This window comes from Olsenella intestinalis (assembly GCF_023276655.1).
GTDB classification, from domain to species: domain Bacteria; phylum Actinomycetota; class Coriobacteriia; order Coriobacteriales; family Atopobiaceae; genus Olsenella_J; species Olsenella_J intestinalis.
This window is the reverse complement of the sequence record NZ_JALGRK010000001.1, coordinates 287,962-301,316: the sequence shown is the minus strand read 5'-3', so window position 1 is coordinate 301,316 and position 13,355 is coordinate 287,962. Positions and strand designations below refer to the sequence as shown.

Genomic DNA, 13,355 nt, shown 5'->3' with positions numbered 1-13,355 from the left:
GAGCGCGAAAGAGGAGAGCATGTCCATCAACGAGGCCAGCTACGCCTTCGGCGCGGCGAAGTCATCCATCCGAGAGATCGCGGCCTACGGCGCCGCGCGCAAGGCCGAGATCGGGGCCGGCAACGTCTTCGACTTCTCGCTCGGCAACCCCTCGATCCCGGCGCCCGCCGCCGTGCGCGCCTCGATCGAGCGAAACGCCGCCCTGCCGCCGACCGTGCTGCACAGCTACACGCCGGCCGCGGGCCTGCCCGAGGCCCGCGCCGCGGTGAGCTCCTCGCTCAACCGCCGGTTCAACACGTCCTACGAGCCGGGTGACGTCTACCTCACCTGCGGCGCCGCCGCGTCGATCTCGATCACGCTCCACGCGCTCGTCAACCCCGGCGACGAGGTCATCGTGATCGCCCCGTACTTCCCGGAGTACCGCGTCTGGATCGAGACCGCGGGCGCCACCTGCGTCGAGGTCATGGCCGACCCCGAGACCTTCCAGGTCGACGTCGCCGCCGTGGCCGCCGCGACCACTGCCAAGACCAAGGCCGTCATGATCGACTCGCCCAACAACCCCGTGGGCGCCGTCTACTCCGCCGAGAACCTCTCGGCCCTCGCCGACGCCCTGCGCGAGCGCTCCGACGCCTTCGGCCACGAGATCTACCTCATCTCCGACGAGCCCTATCGCGAGATCGCCTACGGCTGCGAGGTGCCCTGGGTGCCCGCCATCTACGAGCGCACCATCGTGTGCTACTCGTACTCCAAGTCGCTCAGCCTGCCCGGCGAGCGCATCGGCTGGGTCCTCGTGCCCAACACGAACCCCGACCACGACGAGCTCGTCTTCGCGATCGCCGGCGCCGGCCGCAAGCTCGGCTTCGTCTGCGCGCCCGCGCTCTTCCAGCGCGTGCTGATCGACTGCGTCGACGAGCCCACGAACATCGAGGCCTACGCCGCCAACCGCGAGGCCCTCACGAGCGGGCTCTCGCGCCTCGGCTACCACTACATCGAGCCGCAGGGCGCCTTCTACCTGTGGGTCAAGTCGCTCGAGCCCGACGCCGAGGCGTTCTTCCAGCGCGCCCGCGACCTCGAGCTCCTCCCGGTTCCGTCCAACAGCTTCGGCTGCGAGGGCTGGGTCCGCCTCGGTTACTGCGTCAGCCGCGAGACCATCGACGGCTCGATGCCCGCCTGGGAGCGCCTCGCCGCCCTCTACGAGTAGCAACCACCGCGCAACCACCGCCAGCGTCGCAAAGGAGATTTGCATGGCACGTCGCCCATGCTGCAAGGACTGCATCTTCATGACCAGCCGCCCCGGCCTCGTCACGACCAAGCTCGTGTGCACGGCGCCGGGACGCAGCGGCAGGCGCGTCCGCGAGGGCGACCCCGCCTGCTCCGAGTTCAAGCGTCCCTTTGCCACGCCGGGCCTCGGCTTGGTCGCCGCGCTCAAGCGCGGTCTCTCCGCCGAGAAGAGCACGCCCGCGCCCGTCGCGCGCTCTCGTGCCGCCCGCGACGCGCGCCCCGCAGACGCGCGTGACCCCCGACCGGTGCCCAACGCCGACCGTGACCTCGACCTCGAGGCGCTCGAGGCCCGCGCCGAGGCCGCCGAGGCCCGAGCTGCCGCGCTCGAGGCGCGTGCCGCCGCGGCAGAGGCCCGTGCGCGCCACGCGCGCCCCCGCCCGCGAGAGGACTAGCCGTGCTGCACATTGCCTGCGACGTACACACGCACACGATCGCCTCGCGTCACGCGTACTCGACGATCGAGGAGAACGTCCGCGCCGCCGCGGAGCAGCGCATCGAGCTCGTTGGCTCGACCGACCACTTCTCGCGCATGGTCGCGACGCCCGTCGACGGTGCGTACGACCTGCGCGACTACCAGCACTTCATCAACTGCGACTGCTGGCCGCGCACGTGGTGCGGCCTGCGCGTCCTGCACGGCTGCGAGGCCGACATAGTCGACCTCGACGGCAACCTCTTCGGCCACGACCAGAAGCTGGTCGAGGCAATCGACGGCACGCCCTACAAGACGCCGCGAACGCTCGCCGACCGCGTGCTGTCATCGTGCGACTACGCCATCGCGAGCGTGCACGCGAGCGAGTTCGCCAATGGCGCCACGCCCGCGCAGGTGAGCCGCATGTACGTACGTGCGCTCGACAACCCGCGCGTGCTCGCACTCGGCCACATCGTGCGCTCGGGGCTCGAGTTCGACCTCGACGAGGTCCTTCTCGCTGCACGCGAGCGCGGCAAGCTCATCGAGATCAACGAGTCGACCCTGCGCGACACGCCGCGCGCCGCCGCCGGCTGCGAGAGGCTCGCGCGCCGCTGCGCCGAGCTGGGCGTCATGGTCTCGACCGGGACCGACGCGCACGTGTCGGCCGCGGTCGGGGCGTTTTCGCGCACGCGCGAGCTGCTCGAGTCGGTGTCGTTCCCGCAGGCGCTCGTCGCGACCGCCGACGCGGACGTCTTCCTCGACGTCATGCGTCGCGCCGTGGGATAGGGGATTAGGAGAAGAGCCCGCCCAGGTCCTTGAGGAGGACTGCTTGGTCGCGTGCCTTCACCTGGCACTCGTCGTCGAAGCCCGACTTCGAGAACAGGGCGAGGCGCGCGGACGCGCCATCCTGCAGTAGGGACGCGCGACGGCGCAGCACGCCGATGACGCTGGCGTCGACCGGCGTGGTGTTCCATTTGCATTCGCCGACGAGCAGGCTTCCGTCGACGTCCTGCACGACGAGGTCGATCTCCTCCTCATGCCGCTCGATGGGGTTGGTTCCCCACCACGTTCCGGCCGTCTGCGGGAGCATGTCGAGCTCGCCCGAAGCCGCCTTGCGCAGCACCCACTGGCGACAGACGTCCTCGAACGTGGCGCCCAGGTACGTGGAAAGCTCTTCTCGGACGATTCGCCGCGCGACGGCGTCGGACATGCCTGCCTCGATGGGCGTCGAGTACTTGATGGCGAAGGTGTGGTGGAAGCGGAAGAGGTTGTCGCAAATCACGTAGCGAACCTGGCGGCGCTTCTTCGAGGTGGCCGGCGTTATGCGCTTGACGATGGACAGCTCCTCGAGGCGTGCGAGGTATTGCTGGACGAGGCCGGCGCTCACCCCGATCGCATCGGCGATCTCCTGGGGCCTCACGCGACCGCGCGCGATGGACGTGAGGACCGCGTTGTACCGTGCCGGCGCGCGCAGCTCCTGCATCATGAAGTTCTCGGGCTCGGCGATGAGGAAGGCTCCCGTCTTGAGGACCCTGTTCGCGATGTTCCACTCGACGCTTTTGCTGGCATCGAGCTGCTCGAGGTAGAGGGGGACGCCCCCGACGATTCCGTACAGTTCGACGGCCTTCTGGGGATCGGGGTCGCCAAGCATCTGCGCGGCCTCGAACACGTCGAAGGGCTGGAGCTTGATTTGGGCGGTGCGTCGTCCGTAGAGGGGGCTCTTCTCGCCCAGCACCTGATGCTCCATGAAGCCCATCGACGAGCCGCAGAGGACGAGCATCAGCCTGCTGTCGGTCTTGTGCTGGTCGATGAGGGTCTGGAGCAGGGAGGAGATCCCCGGCTCGCTTTCGGCCAGGTACGGGTATTCGTCAATCACGAGCACGTGACGCTCGACAGACGCCGACTCGAACGCGTGGGACAGGGCCGCAGAGAAGGTGCGGTACGTCAGGTCGCTGGTTGGGGCGACCGCGCGCGACGCCTCGCCGTTCCGGTCCATCGCGGCCACGGCGTCGCTGAGGCGCTCGAGGTTCTCCTGGGCCACGGTCTGCTGGGCGGTGAGCAGGGCGGCGTGGGGCTTGTCGGATATGAACTTGTTGAGCAGCGCGGTCTTTCCCACGCGGCGTCGGCCGTAGACGACGACCATTTCGAACTTGTCCGAACGGTAGGCCGATTCCAGCAGCTCCAGCTCGCGCTTGCGTCCAATGAACATGGGACTCCTCCTTCGAGCGAAGGTCATGCGGTACGAAGAAGTCATATCGTAACTAAGTATATCGTAACTAAGTATATCGTAACTAAGTATATCGTAACTTAATTAGAAAGTCGCAGCATGACAGCCCTGTCTCCTCGGAAGTGGGGACAGGCAGGCGCCAGACGTTGCGCGCCTGAGGTCTGTTTGGTCGCGGGTGCTCCTATAGCTCGATCTCGAGCCCGACGGGGCAGTGGTCGGAGCCGAACACGTCGGCGTGGATCGTCGCGTCGACCACGCGATCGGCGATGCGGTCGCTCACCAGGAAGTAGTCGATGCGCCAGCCGGCGTTGTTCTTGCGCGCGTTGAAGCGGTAGCTCCACCAGCTGTAGGCGCCCTCGAGCGTGGGGTTGAGTGCGCGGAACGTGTCGGTGAACCCGGCGTCGAGCAGGTTGGAGAAGCCGTCGCGCTCCTGGTCCGAGAAGCCTGCGTTGCCGCGGTTGGGACCGGGGTTCTTGAGGTCGATCTCGTTGTGCGCGACGTTGAAGTCGCCGCAGGTGATGACCGGCTTGTCCTGGTCGAGCTCCTGCAAGAACGCGCGGTAGCGCTCGTCCCACGCCATGCGCTCGTCGATGCGCAGGAGCCCCTGCTTGGCGTTGGGCGTGTAGACGTCGACGAACCAGAAGTCGTCGAACTCGAGGGCGCACACGCGGCCCTCGTCGTCGGCCGCCTCGCAGCCGATCGTGCGCACGACCTGCAGAGGCTCCCAGCGCGAGAACACGGCCGTGCCGGAGTAGCCCTTGCGCTCGGCGTAGCTCCAGGTCTGGTGGTAGCCGGGCGTGTCGAGCTCGACCTGGCCGGCCTGCAGCTTCGTCTCCTGCACGGCGAAGACGTCCGCGTCGAGCGCGGCCATCACGTCGGTGAAGCTCGGGTCCTTCTTGAGCGTGGCGCGAAGCCCGTTGACGTTCCATGAGACGAGCTTGATGCGGCCGTCGCCGCCGCTTTTCTCGGCTGGCTTGCTATCGGCCATCGGTGCCTCCAAACGCGAAGTCGCAGATGCGGTCGATCTCGCGCTCGGCGAGCGCGTGGCCCATCTTGTAGGCCTGCTCGAGCTCGAGCGTGTCGGTCGTCGTGCTCGAGACGGGCATGGGGTCGGGCGCGAGCCAGAGCAGCCGCCCCTCGCGCTCCATACCGGCAAGGCGGTCGAGCTCGGCGTTGTAGCGCTCCGCGCGGGTGAGAAGAGCGTTCCTGAGGTAGGGGTTGCTCGCTCCCAGGCGCATGATCACGTCGCGCTCGTGCTTGGTGGGCGTGGTCTTGCGGTAGCCGCGCGGGCGGGTCCCGACGAAGAGGAAGCGCTCGAAGCCGGCGTCCTCGGCGAGCGTGACGGGGATGCCGGCGCCCCTGCCCAGGCCGCCGTCGAGGTAGACGGTCTCGTCGATGGGCTCGGGCGGCATCATGACCGGCAGCGTTGAGCTCGCGCGCACGCGGGTGAGCAGGTCCCAGACGTCGTTCATGTCGTCCTTGGTGAAGGTGACGCTGAGGCCGGTGTCGCGCTCGAAGGCCTGGATGGCGATGCGCGCGGGGTTGGCGCGAAACGCGTCGAAGTCGAAGGGCAGGCGGCCGTCTCGCACGCAGCCGGCGTAGAGGTAGTCGGCGTTGAAGTAGCCCCGTCCGCGCAGGAAGGTGACGAAGTTGCCGATCTGCGCCGGGTCGGCGCGCGCCATGAAGGCCTCCTTCACGCGCGTGTGGTCGCGGCTCACGTAGTTGACGGTGTGGCTCGCGCCTGCCGAGATCCCGCAGACGAAGTCGAAGTAGACCTCGTGCTCGAGCAGGGCGTTCGCGATGCCTGCCGTGTAGGCGCCGCGAAAGCCCCCGCCCTCGAACACGAGGGCGCAGTCGAAGACGTTGTTCTGCGGGGTCGCGGCCTGCGGGGTCGCAGCCTGGGACGCGGCCTGGGTCTCGGTCTTGGTCGCAGCCTCTGGCGCCATGCTCTTCTCGCCCATGTCGTCTGCCCTTCTGCTGTGTTGACATGCGTGCGCCGCAGGGGCGCCCTTCCTACCCTAGTGGATGCGCGGTGGCTTGCGGCGAGGTGTCGGTAAAGTGTTACCGTGTGTTCGAGAAGAGCGGTTCGCGGTCGGAGTGGCCGCGTGGGCGAGGGAGGTCGGATGGGTCGCATCATCACGGATGCAATCGAGGCGCGCGACGCGCTGAGGGGTGCCGTCGAGGCCGCGGGGAGCGTCGTGTTCTTTGGCGGCGCGGGCGTGTCGACGGCGAGCGGCATTCCCGACTTCCGCAGCGAGAACGGGCTGTACAACCAGAACTTCTCGAGCATCTACTCGCCCGAGGAGCTGCTGAGCCACCACCTGTGGGAGCAGGACCCCGAGGCCTTCTACGACTTCTACCGCACGATGATGTGCGCGCCCGAGGCGCGGCCCAACCGCGCACACCTGAAGCTGGCCGAGCTCGAGGGGCAGGGCAAGCTCGACGCGGTCATCACGCAGAACATTGACGGGCTGCACCAGATGGCGGGCTCGAAGCGGGTGCTCGAGCTGCACGGCTCGACGCATCGCAACCGGTGCGTGCGCTGCGGGAGGAGCTACTCGCAGGAGTGGATGCTCGAGACCGAGGGCGTGCCGACCTGCGAGTGCGGCGGCGTGGTCAAGCCGGACGTCGTGCTCTACGAGGAGTCGCTCGACGAGCGCGTGCTCGAGGAGAGCGTGCGCGCGATCTCGAGCTGCGACATGCTGATCATCGGCGGGACGTCGCTCGTGGTCTACCCGGCGGCGGGGCTCGTCAACTACTTCCAGGGCAGCACGCTCGCGATCGTGAACCTGCAGCCGACGTCGCGTGACGCGGCCGCCGACCTCGTGTGCGCGTGCGACATAGCACAGGCCTTCGACTGGTAGGGCAGGCTCTTCTCGCCTGCACGCTGCCGTAGAAGTCGTAGAGCTTCGCCGCGAGCTTTGGCCGCGTCGCGCTGGACTCGCTACAATCGTGTAGAACACTCGGGGACGCCTGCGAGCAGGTCGGCCGCCATAGGGGCCGAGTGAGCGCCGCCGCCGGGCCCGGTCCCGAGGGCGGCGGGCGTCCCTTCGACCTTGGAGGGCTTCGAGCCATGCTTCGAGAAGACTATTCCGTTTGGCGCTGCGGCAGGCACGAGCTGTCGCTTGCCCGCCCGCGCGTCATGGGCATCCTCAACGTGACGCCCGACTCCTTCTCCGACGGGGGCAACCTCGACGACGGGGAGGGCGTGCTCGACGTGGAGCGCGCCGTGCGTCGCGGCCTCGAGATGCTCGACGAGGGAGCGGACATCATCGACGTCGGGGGAGAGTCCACCCGCCCCGGGGCCACGCCCGTCTCGCCCAAGGTCGAGGCCGAGCGCGTCGTTCCTGTGGTGCGCGGCATCCTGGCAGAGGCGCCGTCGGCGATCATCTCGGTCGACACGCGCCACGCCGAGGTGGCCCGCCTGTGCGCGCGGCTCGGCGTCTCGATCCTCAACGACGTCAGCGGGTTCACTGACCCGGCCATGGTGCAGCTTGCGACCGAGACCGGCCTCGGCTGCCTCGTCATGCACTGGAACCGCCTGAACGGCGCGAGCACGCGACGCTCGGTCACGCTCGACTCCGCGCACCCCGCGCGCAACGTCCCCACGAGCACGAGGCGCTTCACCCTCCCGGAGGAGGCGCCCATCATGCGCGAGATCATGGGCTTTCTGGGCGACCAGGCGCGCGTGCTCATGCGCGCAGGCGTGCCGCACGAGTGCATCTGCGTCGACCCCGGCCCGGGTTTCGACAAGGACGCCGACCAGGACGTGGTCATCCAGCGCGCGACCAAGAAGCTCACCTCGATGGGCTACCCCGTCGCCTGCGCCGTCTCGCGCAAGCGCTTCGTGGGCGCCATCAGCGGCGTCAAGGATGCGGCCGCGCGCGACGCCGCGACCGGTGGCGTGATCCTCTCGGCCGTCGAGTCGGGCGCGCGCGTGCTGCGCGTCCACGACGTCGCGGGCGCCACGCAGGCCCTCAACTCGTACTGGGCCGTCGCGAAGAACGACCCGCGCCAGGGCTTCATTTCCCTCGGCTCCAACGTGGGCGACCGCGTGGGCAACCTCTCGCGCGCCGTCCGCCTCATCAACGAGATTCCGCTCACCTGTGTCGTGCAGGCGAGCCACGCCTACGAGACCGAGCCCGCCTACGGCATCGCGACGCCCGTCGCCAACGCCGTCGTCGAGATCCGCACCGAGCTCCACCCGATCGTGCTCGTGGACGCGCTGATGGACGTCGAGTCCAAGCTCAAGCGCGTGCGCGACCCGAAGCTTGCCGGCCACGGCCCGCGCACGATCGACTGCGACCTCTGCTGGATCGAGGACGAGTGCCACGCGGGCGCCAAGCTCACGCTGCCCCACCCGCACCTCGGCGAGCGCGACTACGTGCTCGTGCCGATGGAGGACCTCATGCACGACCCGGCACGCTTCCTCATGCACGCCGGCGTGCCCGTGTTCGCCCCGCACGACCGCGTGGGTCACGTGGTGTCCGAGCTCGGCGAGCTGGATTGGAAGTAGCATGGCCGAGGACTCCGCCACGGGCCTCACCCGGCGCCTGCGCCCCGAGGTCCCGATGCACCTGCTCACTTGCGTGCCCGCCGTCTGCGCGCTCGGCATCTGCCGGGGCCTGCGCGAGGCCGGCGACGCCGACGCATGCGTGCGCTGGCCGTCCGACGTGGTCCTGGGCGACGGCTCGCTGATCCGCCTGGGCTCGCACGCGGGCTACGAGGAGGGCATGTACGTCGACCTCGCGCTGTCGCTCGAGGGGGAGGGGGCGGACCCAGATCTCCTGGAGCGCGCGGGCGCCTGGGCGCTCGAATCCTGCGACCAGTGGGAGGCGCGCCTTCGTGCGACCGGCACCGTCGCCGGCCCGCTCGCGCCCGTCCTCGAGGACTACTTCGACGCGCTCGAGGGGTCCAACCAGGAGGTCGACGTCGTCTACCCCAACGGCCGCGTCGCCGCGAGTGGCGTTCTCGCAGGCGTCGACGTCTGGGGTCGCGTCACCGTACGCTGCGACGACGGGCGCGAGATGGACCTCGCTCCCGAGATGGGTCGCGTGCGCCCGCGCGCCTAGCGCGACTGACGCAAGCCCTAGATCGAGCGCGAGCCGCGACGCGCGCGCTTCTCGGCGCGATGGCGCCAGATCTGGTAGATGCCGCGCACGGTGAGGTTCGAGTCGAGCGTGTCGAAGACGTCGGTCACGTCGGCCACGATGTCCGAGAAGCCACCCGTTCCCACAACGGTGAGCTGGCCCTCGCCGAGCCCAGTCTCCGTCTCGCCGAGCTCCTCCATGATGCGATGCACGAGGCCCTCGGCCTGCGCCGCCGCGCCGACGACGATGCCCGACTGGACCGCCGACTCCGTCGTGTCGCCCAGGGTGCGCTCGGGCGGCACGAGCGGGACGCTCGAGAGCTTCGCCGCACGCGAGAAGAGCGACTGCGCCGACAGCAGCAGGCCCGGCATGATGGCGCCGCCGCGGAAGTTGCCCGCGCGGTCGACGACGTCGATGTTGGTCGCGGTGCCGAAGTCGACCACGATCACGGGCGCGCCGTAGGTCTCCTTCGCGGCCAGCGCGTTGGCGATGCGGTCCGCACCGACCTGCCGCGGGTCGGGGAGGTCGACGCCGATCCCGCAGTCGCGGGACGCGTCGACGACGAGGATGTCCTCGGCCTTGAGGACCTTCTTCATCATGTGCTGCCACTCCTGCGTGAGGATGGGCACGACGCTCGCGATGGCGGCATCGGTCACGCACGAGAGCTCGAGGTCGAACATCCTGAAGTAGCCGAACAGGCGCGCGTGCAGCTCGTCGGAGGTGTCGCTGGGGTCGGTGGCCATGCGCCACTGCCGCAGCAGCGTCCCGTCCTCGTCGAAGAGGCCAAGCGTGGTCTGGGTGTTGCCTACGTCAACGGTGAGAAGCACGGCATCCTCCTGGTTGCATTCGTCGTCCCGCAGCATGTTCTTAAATCAGTATATATGCCGCTCAATTGCGCACAAACACCCTTTGCGTCCTGGGTGACTTCTTCGCTCAGGGCCGGCGACGCCCGGGGTGGGAGCGGATTTGCGAGATTGCAGAAAGGACGTCGTCGATTACTCAGATTTCAGAATGGACGCACGTAATTCGCGAGATTACGGAAAGGACGCACAGAATTACTCAGATTACGGATTTGACACCGCCGATTACTCAGATTACGGAAAGGACGCAAGTCATCGCGATGCTCAGAGAGGCGACGGCTCGTCTACCTGCAACTCTAGAGAAGATGCTTTCGGAGGGGCGGTGTCAAATCCGTAATCCGGGTAATTTCAGGTGACTTTTCTGAAATCTCAGTAATCGGCGGTGTCAAATCCGTAATCCGGATAATTTCAGGTGACTTTTCTGAAATCTCAGTAATTGGTCAAACCGCCTCCGTCGTCTCTCGAGGGGACCACGCCGCGCTCACCTGCACTTGTTCTTCACATGCGGGAGCGTCACTGGTGCAACGCCTGGGATTTCTGCTAATCTAGCAAAGCTTGTGTCCAGGTCGGAACCTGGGCAATACCATCCCGCCTGGTCGGAAACCAGGCCAAACGAAGGAGTCCTGAAATGAAGCAAGGCATCCATCCTGACTACGTCGAGTGCACCGTTCGCTGCACCTGCGGCAACACGTGGACCACTCGCTCCACCAAGAGCGAGATGACCGTCGACCTCTGCGACAAGTGCCACCCGTTCTACACCGGCACCCAGAAGCTCGTCGACACCGGTGGTCGCGTCCAGCGCTTCTCCAACAAGTTCGGTGGCGCCGCTGCCGCCCAGCTCAAGAAGGCCGAGGAGGCCAAGGCTGCTCGCGCCGCCAAGGCTGCCGAGGAGGCCGCTGCCAAGAAGGCCGCCAAGGAGGCCAAGGCTGCCGAGAAGGCCAAGCGTGCCGCTGAGTTCGAGAAGAAGGCTGCCGCCGAGGCCGCCAAGAAGGCCGAGCAGGAGGCCGTTGAGGCTGAGGCTGCTGCCGAGACCGTCGAGGAGGCCGCCGAGGCCCCCGTCGAGGAGAACGCCGCCGAGTAGGCCCGCACTCCCATAGAGACGCCTGGAGGGGAGGTCGACGAACGTCGGCCTCCCCTCCTTCTTGCGTCGGGATATGTGAAGGGCGCGTAGGCGCCGGCGCGCTAGACGAGGTGAAGACCGGGACCCTCGCCCTCGTCCTCCTCGGCTGCCTCTTTGGCGCTCTGCTCGAAGGCGCTGCGGACCTCGCGGATCTTGGCCATGCGCTCCTTGGCCTCCTCGGTGGTCTCGTGGTGGTAGGTGCAGGACGACTCCGCGACGACGATGCTCGCCGCCTTGGACCTGACGGCCGCCTCGTGGACGTCGTCGAGCTGCCTCGTGGCGCGCGCCCGGTTCAGGAACTCCTGGGCATCCTCGGGGGCGACGCCGAGGTACATCGGGATCTCCTCCTCGCTGACCTGGACCTTGCGCTCGCTGGCAATCGCGCTGAGGGCGGCCTGCTGACGGGCCGTCATGTCCGCCTGCTCCTCGATCATCGCGTCGAACTCCGCCGCCGTCTGGTGCGCCTGCCTCAGGAACTCGTCGCGGGTGACGCCGCCCTGGGCGAAGCGCTGCTCGTAGGTGAGCTCGATGCCGCGCCTGCACTGCTCGCGCATCTCCGGAAGGGGCTGCTGGAGCAGGCGGTCGGCCATCTCGGCGAGGCAGAGCTGCATCTTCTGCTCCTCCGCGATGCGGCTGTTGGTGCCAGTGACGAACTTGTTGACGAGCTCGTAGAGCTCGTCGGGCGTGGAGACCTGGAAGTGCTCCTTCAGCCAGGCGGCGTCGGAGAGCTTGTCGCGCGAGCCGCCCTCGCCCTCGAGGAGCGTGTCGAGCGCGAACTCGAGGTCGTCGCCCGTCACGGTGGCGACCATCACCTCGACCTCAGCGGGCTCGTAGGAGCTGAGCGTGTAGTGGGGCTTGCCGTCGACCATGAGCGGCAGGGGCTTGTCGTTTGCCATCGTTCCTCCCGGATGGGCTCGTTCTAGAAAAGACCAACACAGTTTCTCACAACGTGCCGGCGCCCGGCCCGCCTCGCCCCCAAGTGGCGGGTGTGTCGGCTGGCCGCGCGCTGGCACGTGCCTGGCCCCGTTCCGTCGTTTGGGGAATCTCTTCTCGCATGCGCCTCAAATAAGCGCCCTGTCTGGCCCGCATCTGGCACGTCCCATCATGTGCAGGGCGTGTAAGCTGCGTGTTTGCATGAATGAAGGGCGGGGTGGGGTGGTATCCTCTCTACGCTAAACCAATTGCCGGCGCACGCGCGCCGAGGCACGTTGAGGAGAACACCATGCGCGACAAGCTAGAGAAGCTCATCGACGCGTACGTCGAGCTCGAGAAGAAGATGGTCGACCCGGCCGTCGTCTCGGACCCCAAGGAGTACGCGCGCATCGCCAAGGAGCACGCCAGCCAGTCCGAGCTCGTCGAGAAGGCCCGCGAGTACGTCCAGGCCCTCGACGACATCGAGGCCGCCAAGGAGATGCTCCACGAGGCCGACGCAGACGAGAAGGAAATGCTCCAGGAGGACATCTCCGCCAACGAGGCGAAGCTCCCCGAGCTCGAGGACGAGATCAAGGTCATGCTCATCCCCGGCGACCCCAACGACGAGAAGGACACCATCGTCGAGATCCGCGCGGGCGTCGGCGGCGACGAGGCCGCCATCTTCGCGGGCGACCTCTTCAGCATGTACGAGCGTTTCGCGAGCTCCCGCAAGTGGAAGGTCGAGGTCCTCTCGTCGAGCCCCAGCGAGGCCGGCGGCTTCAAGACCATCGAGTTCAAGGTCTCGGGCGACAAGGTCTACTCCGTCATGAAGTACGAGAGCGGCGTCCACCGCGTCCAGCGCGTCCCCAAGACCGAGAGCCAGGGCCGCATCCAGACCTCCACGGCCACCGTCGCCGTCCTCCCCGAGGCCGACGACATCGACATCCAGATCAACCAGGAGGACCTGCGCATCGACACCTACTGCGCCTCCGGCCCCGGCGGCCAGGGCGTCAACACGACCTACTCGGCCGTGCGCATCACGCACCTCCCGACCAACACCGTGGTCCAGTCGCAGGACCAGCGCTCCCAGATCCAGAACCGCGAGGTCTGCATGCAGATGCTGCGTGCCCGCCTCTACGAGATGGAGCTCGAGCGCCAGCAGGCCGAGCAGGGCGCCGCGCGCCTCTCGCAGATCGGCCACGGCAACCGCTCCGAGAAGATCCGCACCTACAACCAGCCGCAGGACCGCGTGACCGACCACCGCATCGGCTTCAACGGCACCTACAACGGCGTCCTCCTCGGCGACACCCTCGCCTCCGTGATCGACGCCCTCGCGGCCGCCGAGCGCGCGGAGAAGCTCGCGCAGGCGGTGTAGCCGGCGCATCGCACGAACGTCTCGGCGTCGGCCTCGGCCGGCGCCGATTTTGTATGGGACCCCGCGCATGCGGGGAGGCCC

At 67.8% G+C, this 13,355-nt stretch carries 13 protein-coding genes; 8 read left to right on the top strand and 5 right to left on the bottom strand.

Going from position 1 to position 13,355, the window contains the following annotated elements; translation table 11 throughout:
* Window positions 1–19 precede the first annotated feature (19 nt).
* The 3 genes from M5D76_RS01180 to M5D76_RS01170 are packed head-to-tail and all read left to right on the top strand — an operon-like array spanning window position 20 to window position 2,476.
* On the top strand, window positions 20–1,201 hold the full coding sequence (locus tag M5D76_RS01180) for a pyridoxal phosphate-dependent aminotransferase (RefSeq protein ID WP_248921579.1): 1,182 nt from the start codon (window positions 20–22) through the stop codon (window positions 1,199–1,201).
* Between the two features lie 43 nt (window positions 1,202–1,244).
* Complete coding sequence (locus tag M5D76_RS01175) at window positions 1,245–1,673, top strand: hypothetical protein (protein ID WP_248921578.1); 429 nt, start codon at window positions 1,245–1,247, stop codon at window positions 1,671–1,673.
* A gap of 2 nt (window positions 1,674–1,675) precedes the next feature.
* The gene (locus tag M5D76_RS01170) at window positions 1,676–2,476 is read left to right on the top strand and encodes a phosphatase (protein WP_248921577.1); all 801 of its coding nucleotides are present in this window, start codon (window positions 1,676–1,678) and stop codon (window positions 2,474–2,476) included.
* A gap of 4 nt (window positions 2,477–2,480) precedes the next feature.
* On the opposite strand, the gene M5D76_RS01165 is transcribed toward M5D76_RS01170, so the two are convergent.
* The 3 genes from M5D76_RS01165 to M5D76_RS01155 form a co-directional block, all read right to left on the bottom strand.
* Entirely contained in the window at window positions 2,481–3,899 is a 1,419-nt protein-coding gene (locus M5D76_RS01165; protein ID WP_248921576.1) for an ATP-binding protein, read from the bottom strand.
* A 199-nt stretch (window positions 3,900–4,098) separates the two neighbouring features.
* On the bottom strand, window positions 4,099–4,905 hold the full coding sequence (locus M5D76_RS01160; protein ID WP_248921575.1) for an exodeoxyribonuclease III: 807 nt from the start codon (window positions 4,903–4,905) through the stop codon (window positions 4,099–4,101).
* The gene (locus M5D76_RS01155; RefSeq protein ID WP_248921574.1) at window positions 4,895–5,878 is read right to left on the bottom strand and encodes a patatin-like phospholipase family protein; all 984 of its coding nucleotides are present in this window, start codon (window positions 5,876–5,878) and stop codon (window positions 4,895–4,897) included. The genes M5D76_RS01160 and M5D76_RS01155 overlap by 11 nt, the downstream gene beginning before the upstream one ends.
* Window positions 5,879–6,040: 162 nt before the next feature.
* Between M5D76_RS01155 and M5D76_RS01150 the strand changes: the two genes are divergently transcribed.
* The 3 genes from M5D76_RS01150 to M5D76_RS01140 all read left to right on the top strand — a co-directional run bounded on the left by M5D76_RS01150 (window position 6,041) and on the right by M5D76_RS01140 (window position 8,989).
* Window positions 6,041–6,781 (top strand): NAD-dependent protein deacylase, encoded by a 741-nt coding sequence (locus M5D76_RS01150; RefSeq protein ID WP_248921573.1) that lies wholly within the window; start codon window positions 6,041–6,043, stop codon window positions 6,779–6,781.
* Window positions 6,782–6,990: 209 nt separating this feature from the next.
* Window positions 6,991–8,433 carry a dihydropteroate synthase gene (folP, locus tag M5D76_RS01145; RefSeq protein ID WP_248921572.1) on the top strand — a complete coding sequence of 481 codons (1,443 nt, stop codon included), beginning with the start codon at window positions 6,991–6,993 and terminating at the stop codon, window positions 8,431–8,433.
* 1 nt (window position 8,434) lies between these two features.
* Window positions 8,435–8,989: a hypothetical protein gene (locus M5D76_RS01140; RefSeq protein WP_248921571.1), complete on the top strand. Its 555-nt coding sequence runs from the start codon at window positions 8,435–8,437 to the stop codon at window positions 8,987–8,989.
* A gap of 17 nt (window positions 8,990–9,006) precedes the next feature.
* Here the strand turns inward: M5D76_RS01140 and M5D76_RS01135 are convergent, their stop codons facing one another.
* Complete coding sequence (locus tag M5D76_RS01135; protein ID WP_248921570.1) at window positions 9,007–9,834, bottom strand: type III pantothenate kinase; 828 nt, start codon at window positions 9,832–9,834, stop codon at window positions 9,007–9,009.
* A gap of 661 nt (window positions 9,835–10,495) precedes the next feature.
* Here M5D76_RS01135 and rpmE point away from each other — a divergent pair.
* On the top strand, window positions 10,496–10,948 hold the full coding sequence (gene rpmE, locus M5D76_RS01130) for a 50S ribosomal protein L31 (protein ID WP_248921569.1): 453 nt from the start codon (window positions 10,496–10,498) through the stop codon (window positions 10,946–10,948).
* A gap of 101 nt (window positions 10,949–11,049) precedes the next feature.
* Here the strand turns inward: rpmE and M5D76_RS01125 are convergent, their stop codons facing one another.
* Window positions 11,050–11,883 carry a SurA N-terminal domain-containing protein gene (locus M5D76_RS01125; RefSeq protein WP_248921568.1) on the bottom strand — a complete coding sequence of 278 codons (834 nt, stop codon included), beginning with the start codon at window positions 11,881–11,883 and terminating at the stop codon, window positions 11,050–11,052.
* A 326-nt stretch (window positions 11,884–12,209) separates the two neighbouring features.
* On the opposite strand from M5D76_RS01125, the gene prfA reads away from it, so the two are divergent.
* Entirely contained in the window at window positions 12,210–13,274 is a 1,065-nt protein-coding gene (gene prfA, locus M5D76_RS01120; protein WP_248921567.1) for a peptide chain release factor 1, read from the top strand.
* Window positions 13,275–13,355 lie beyond the last annotated feature (81 nt).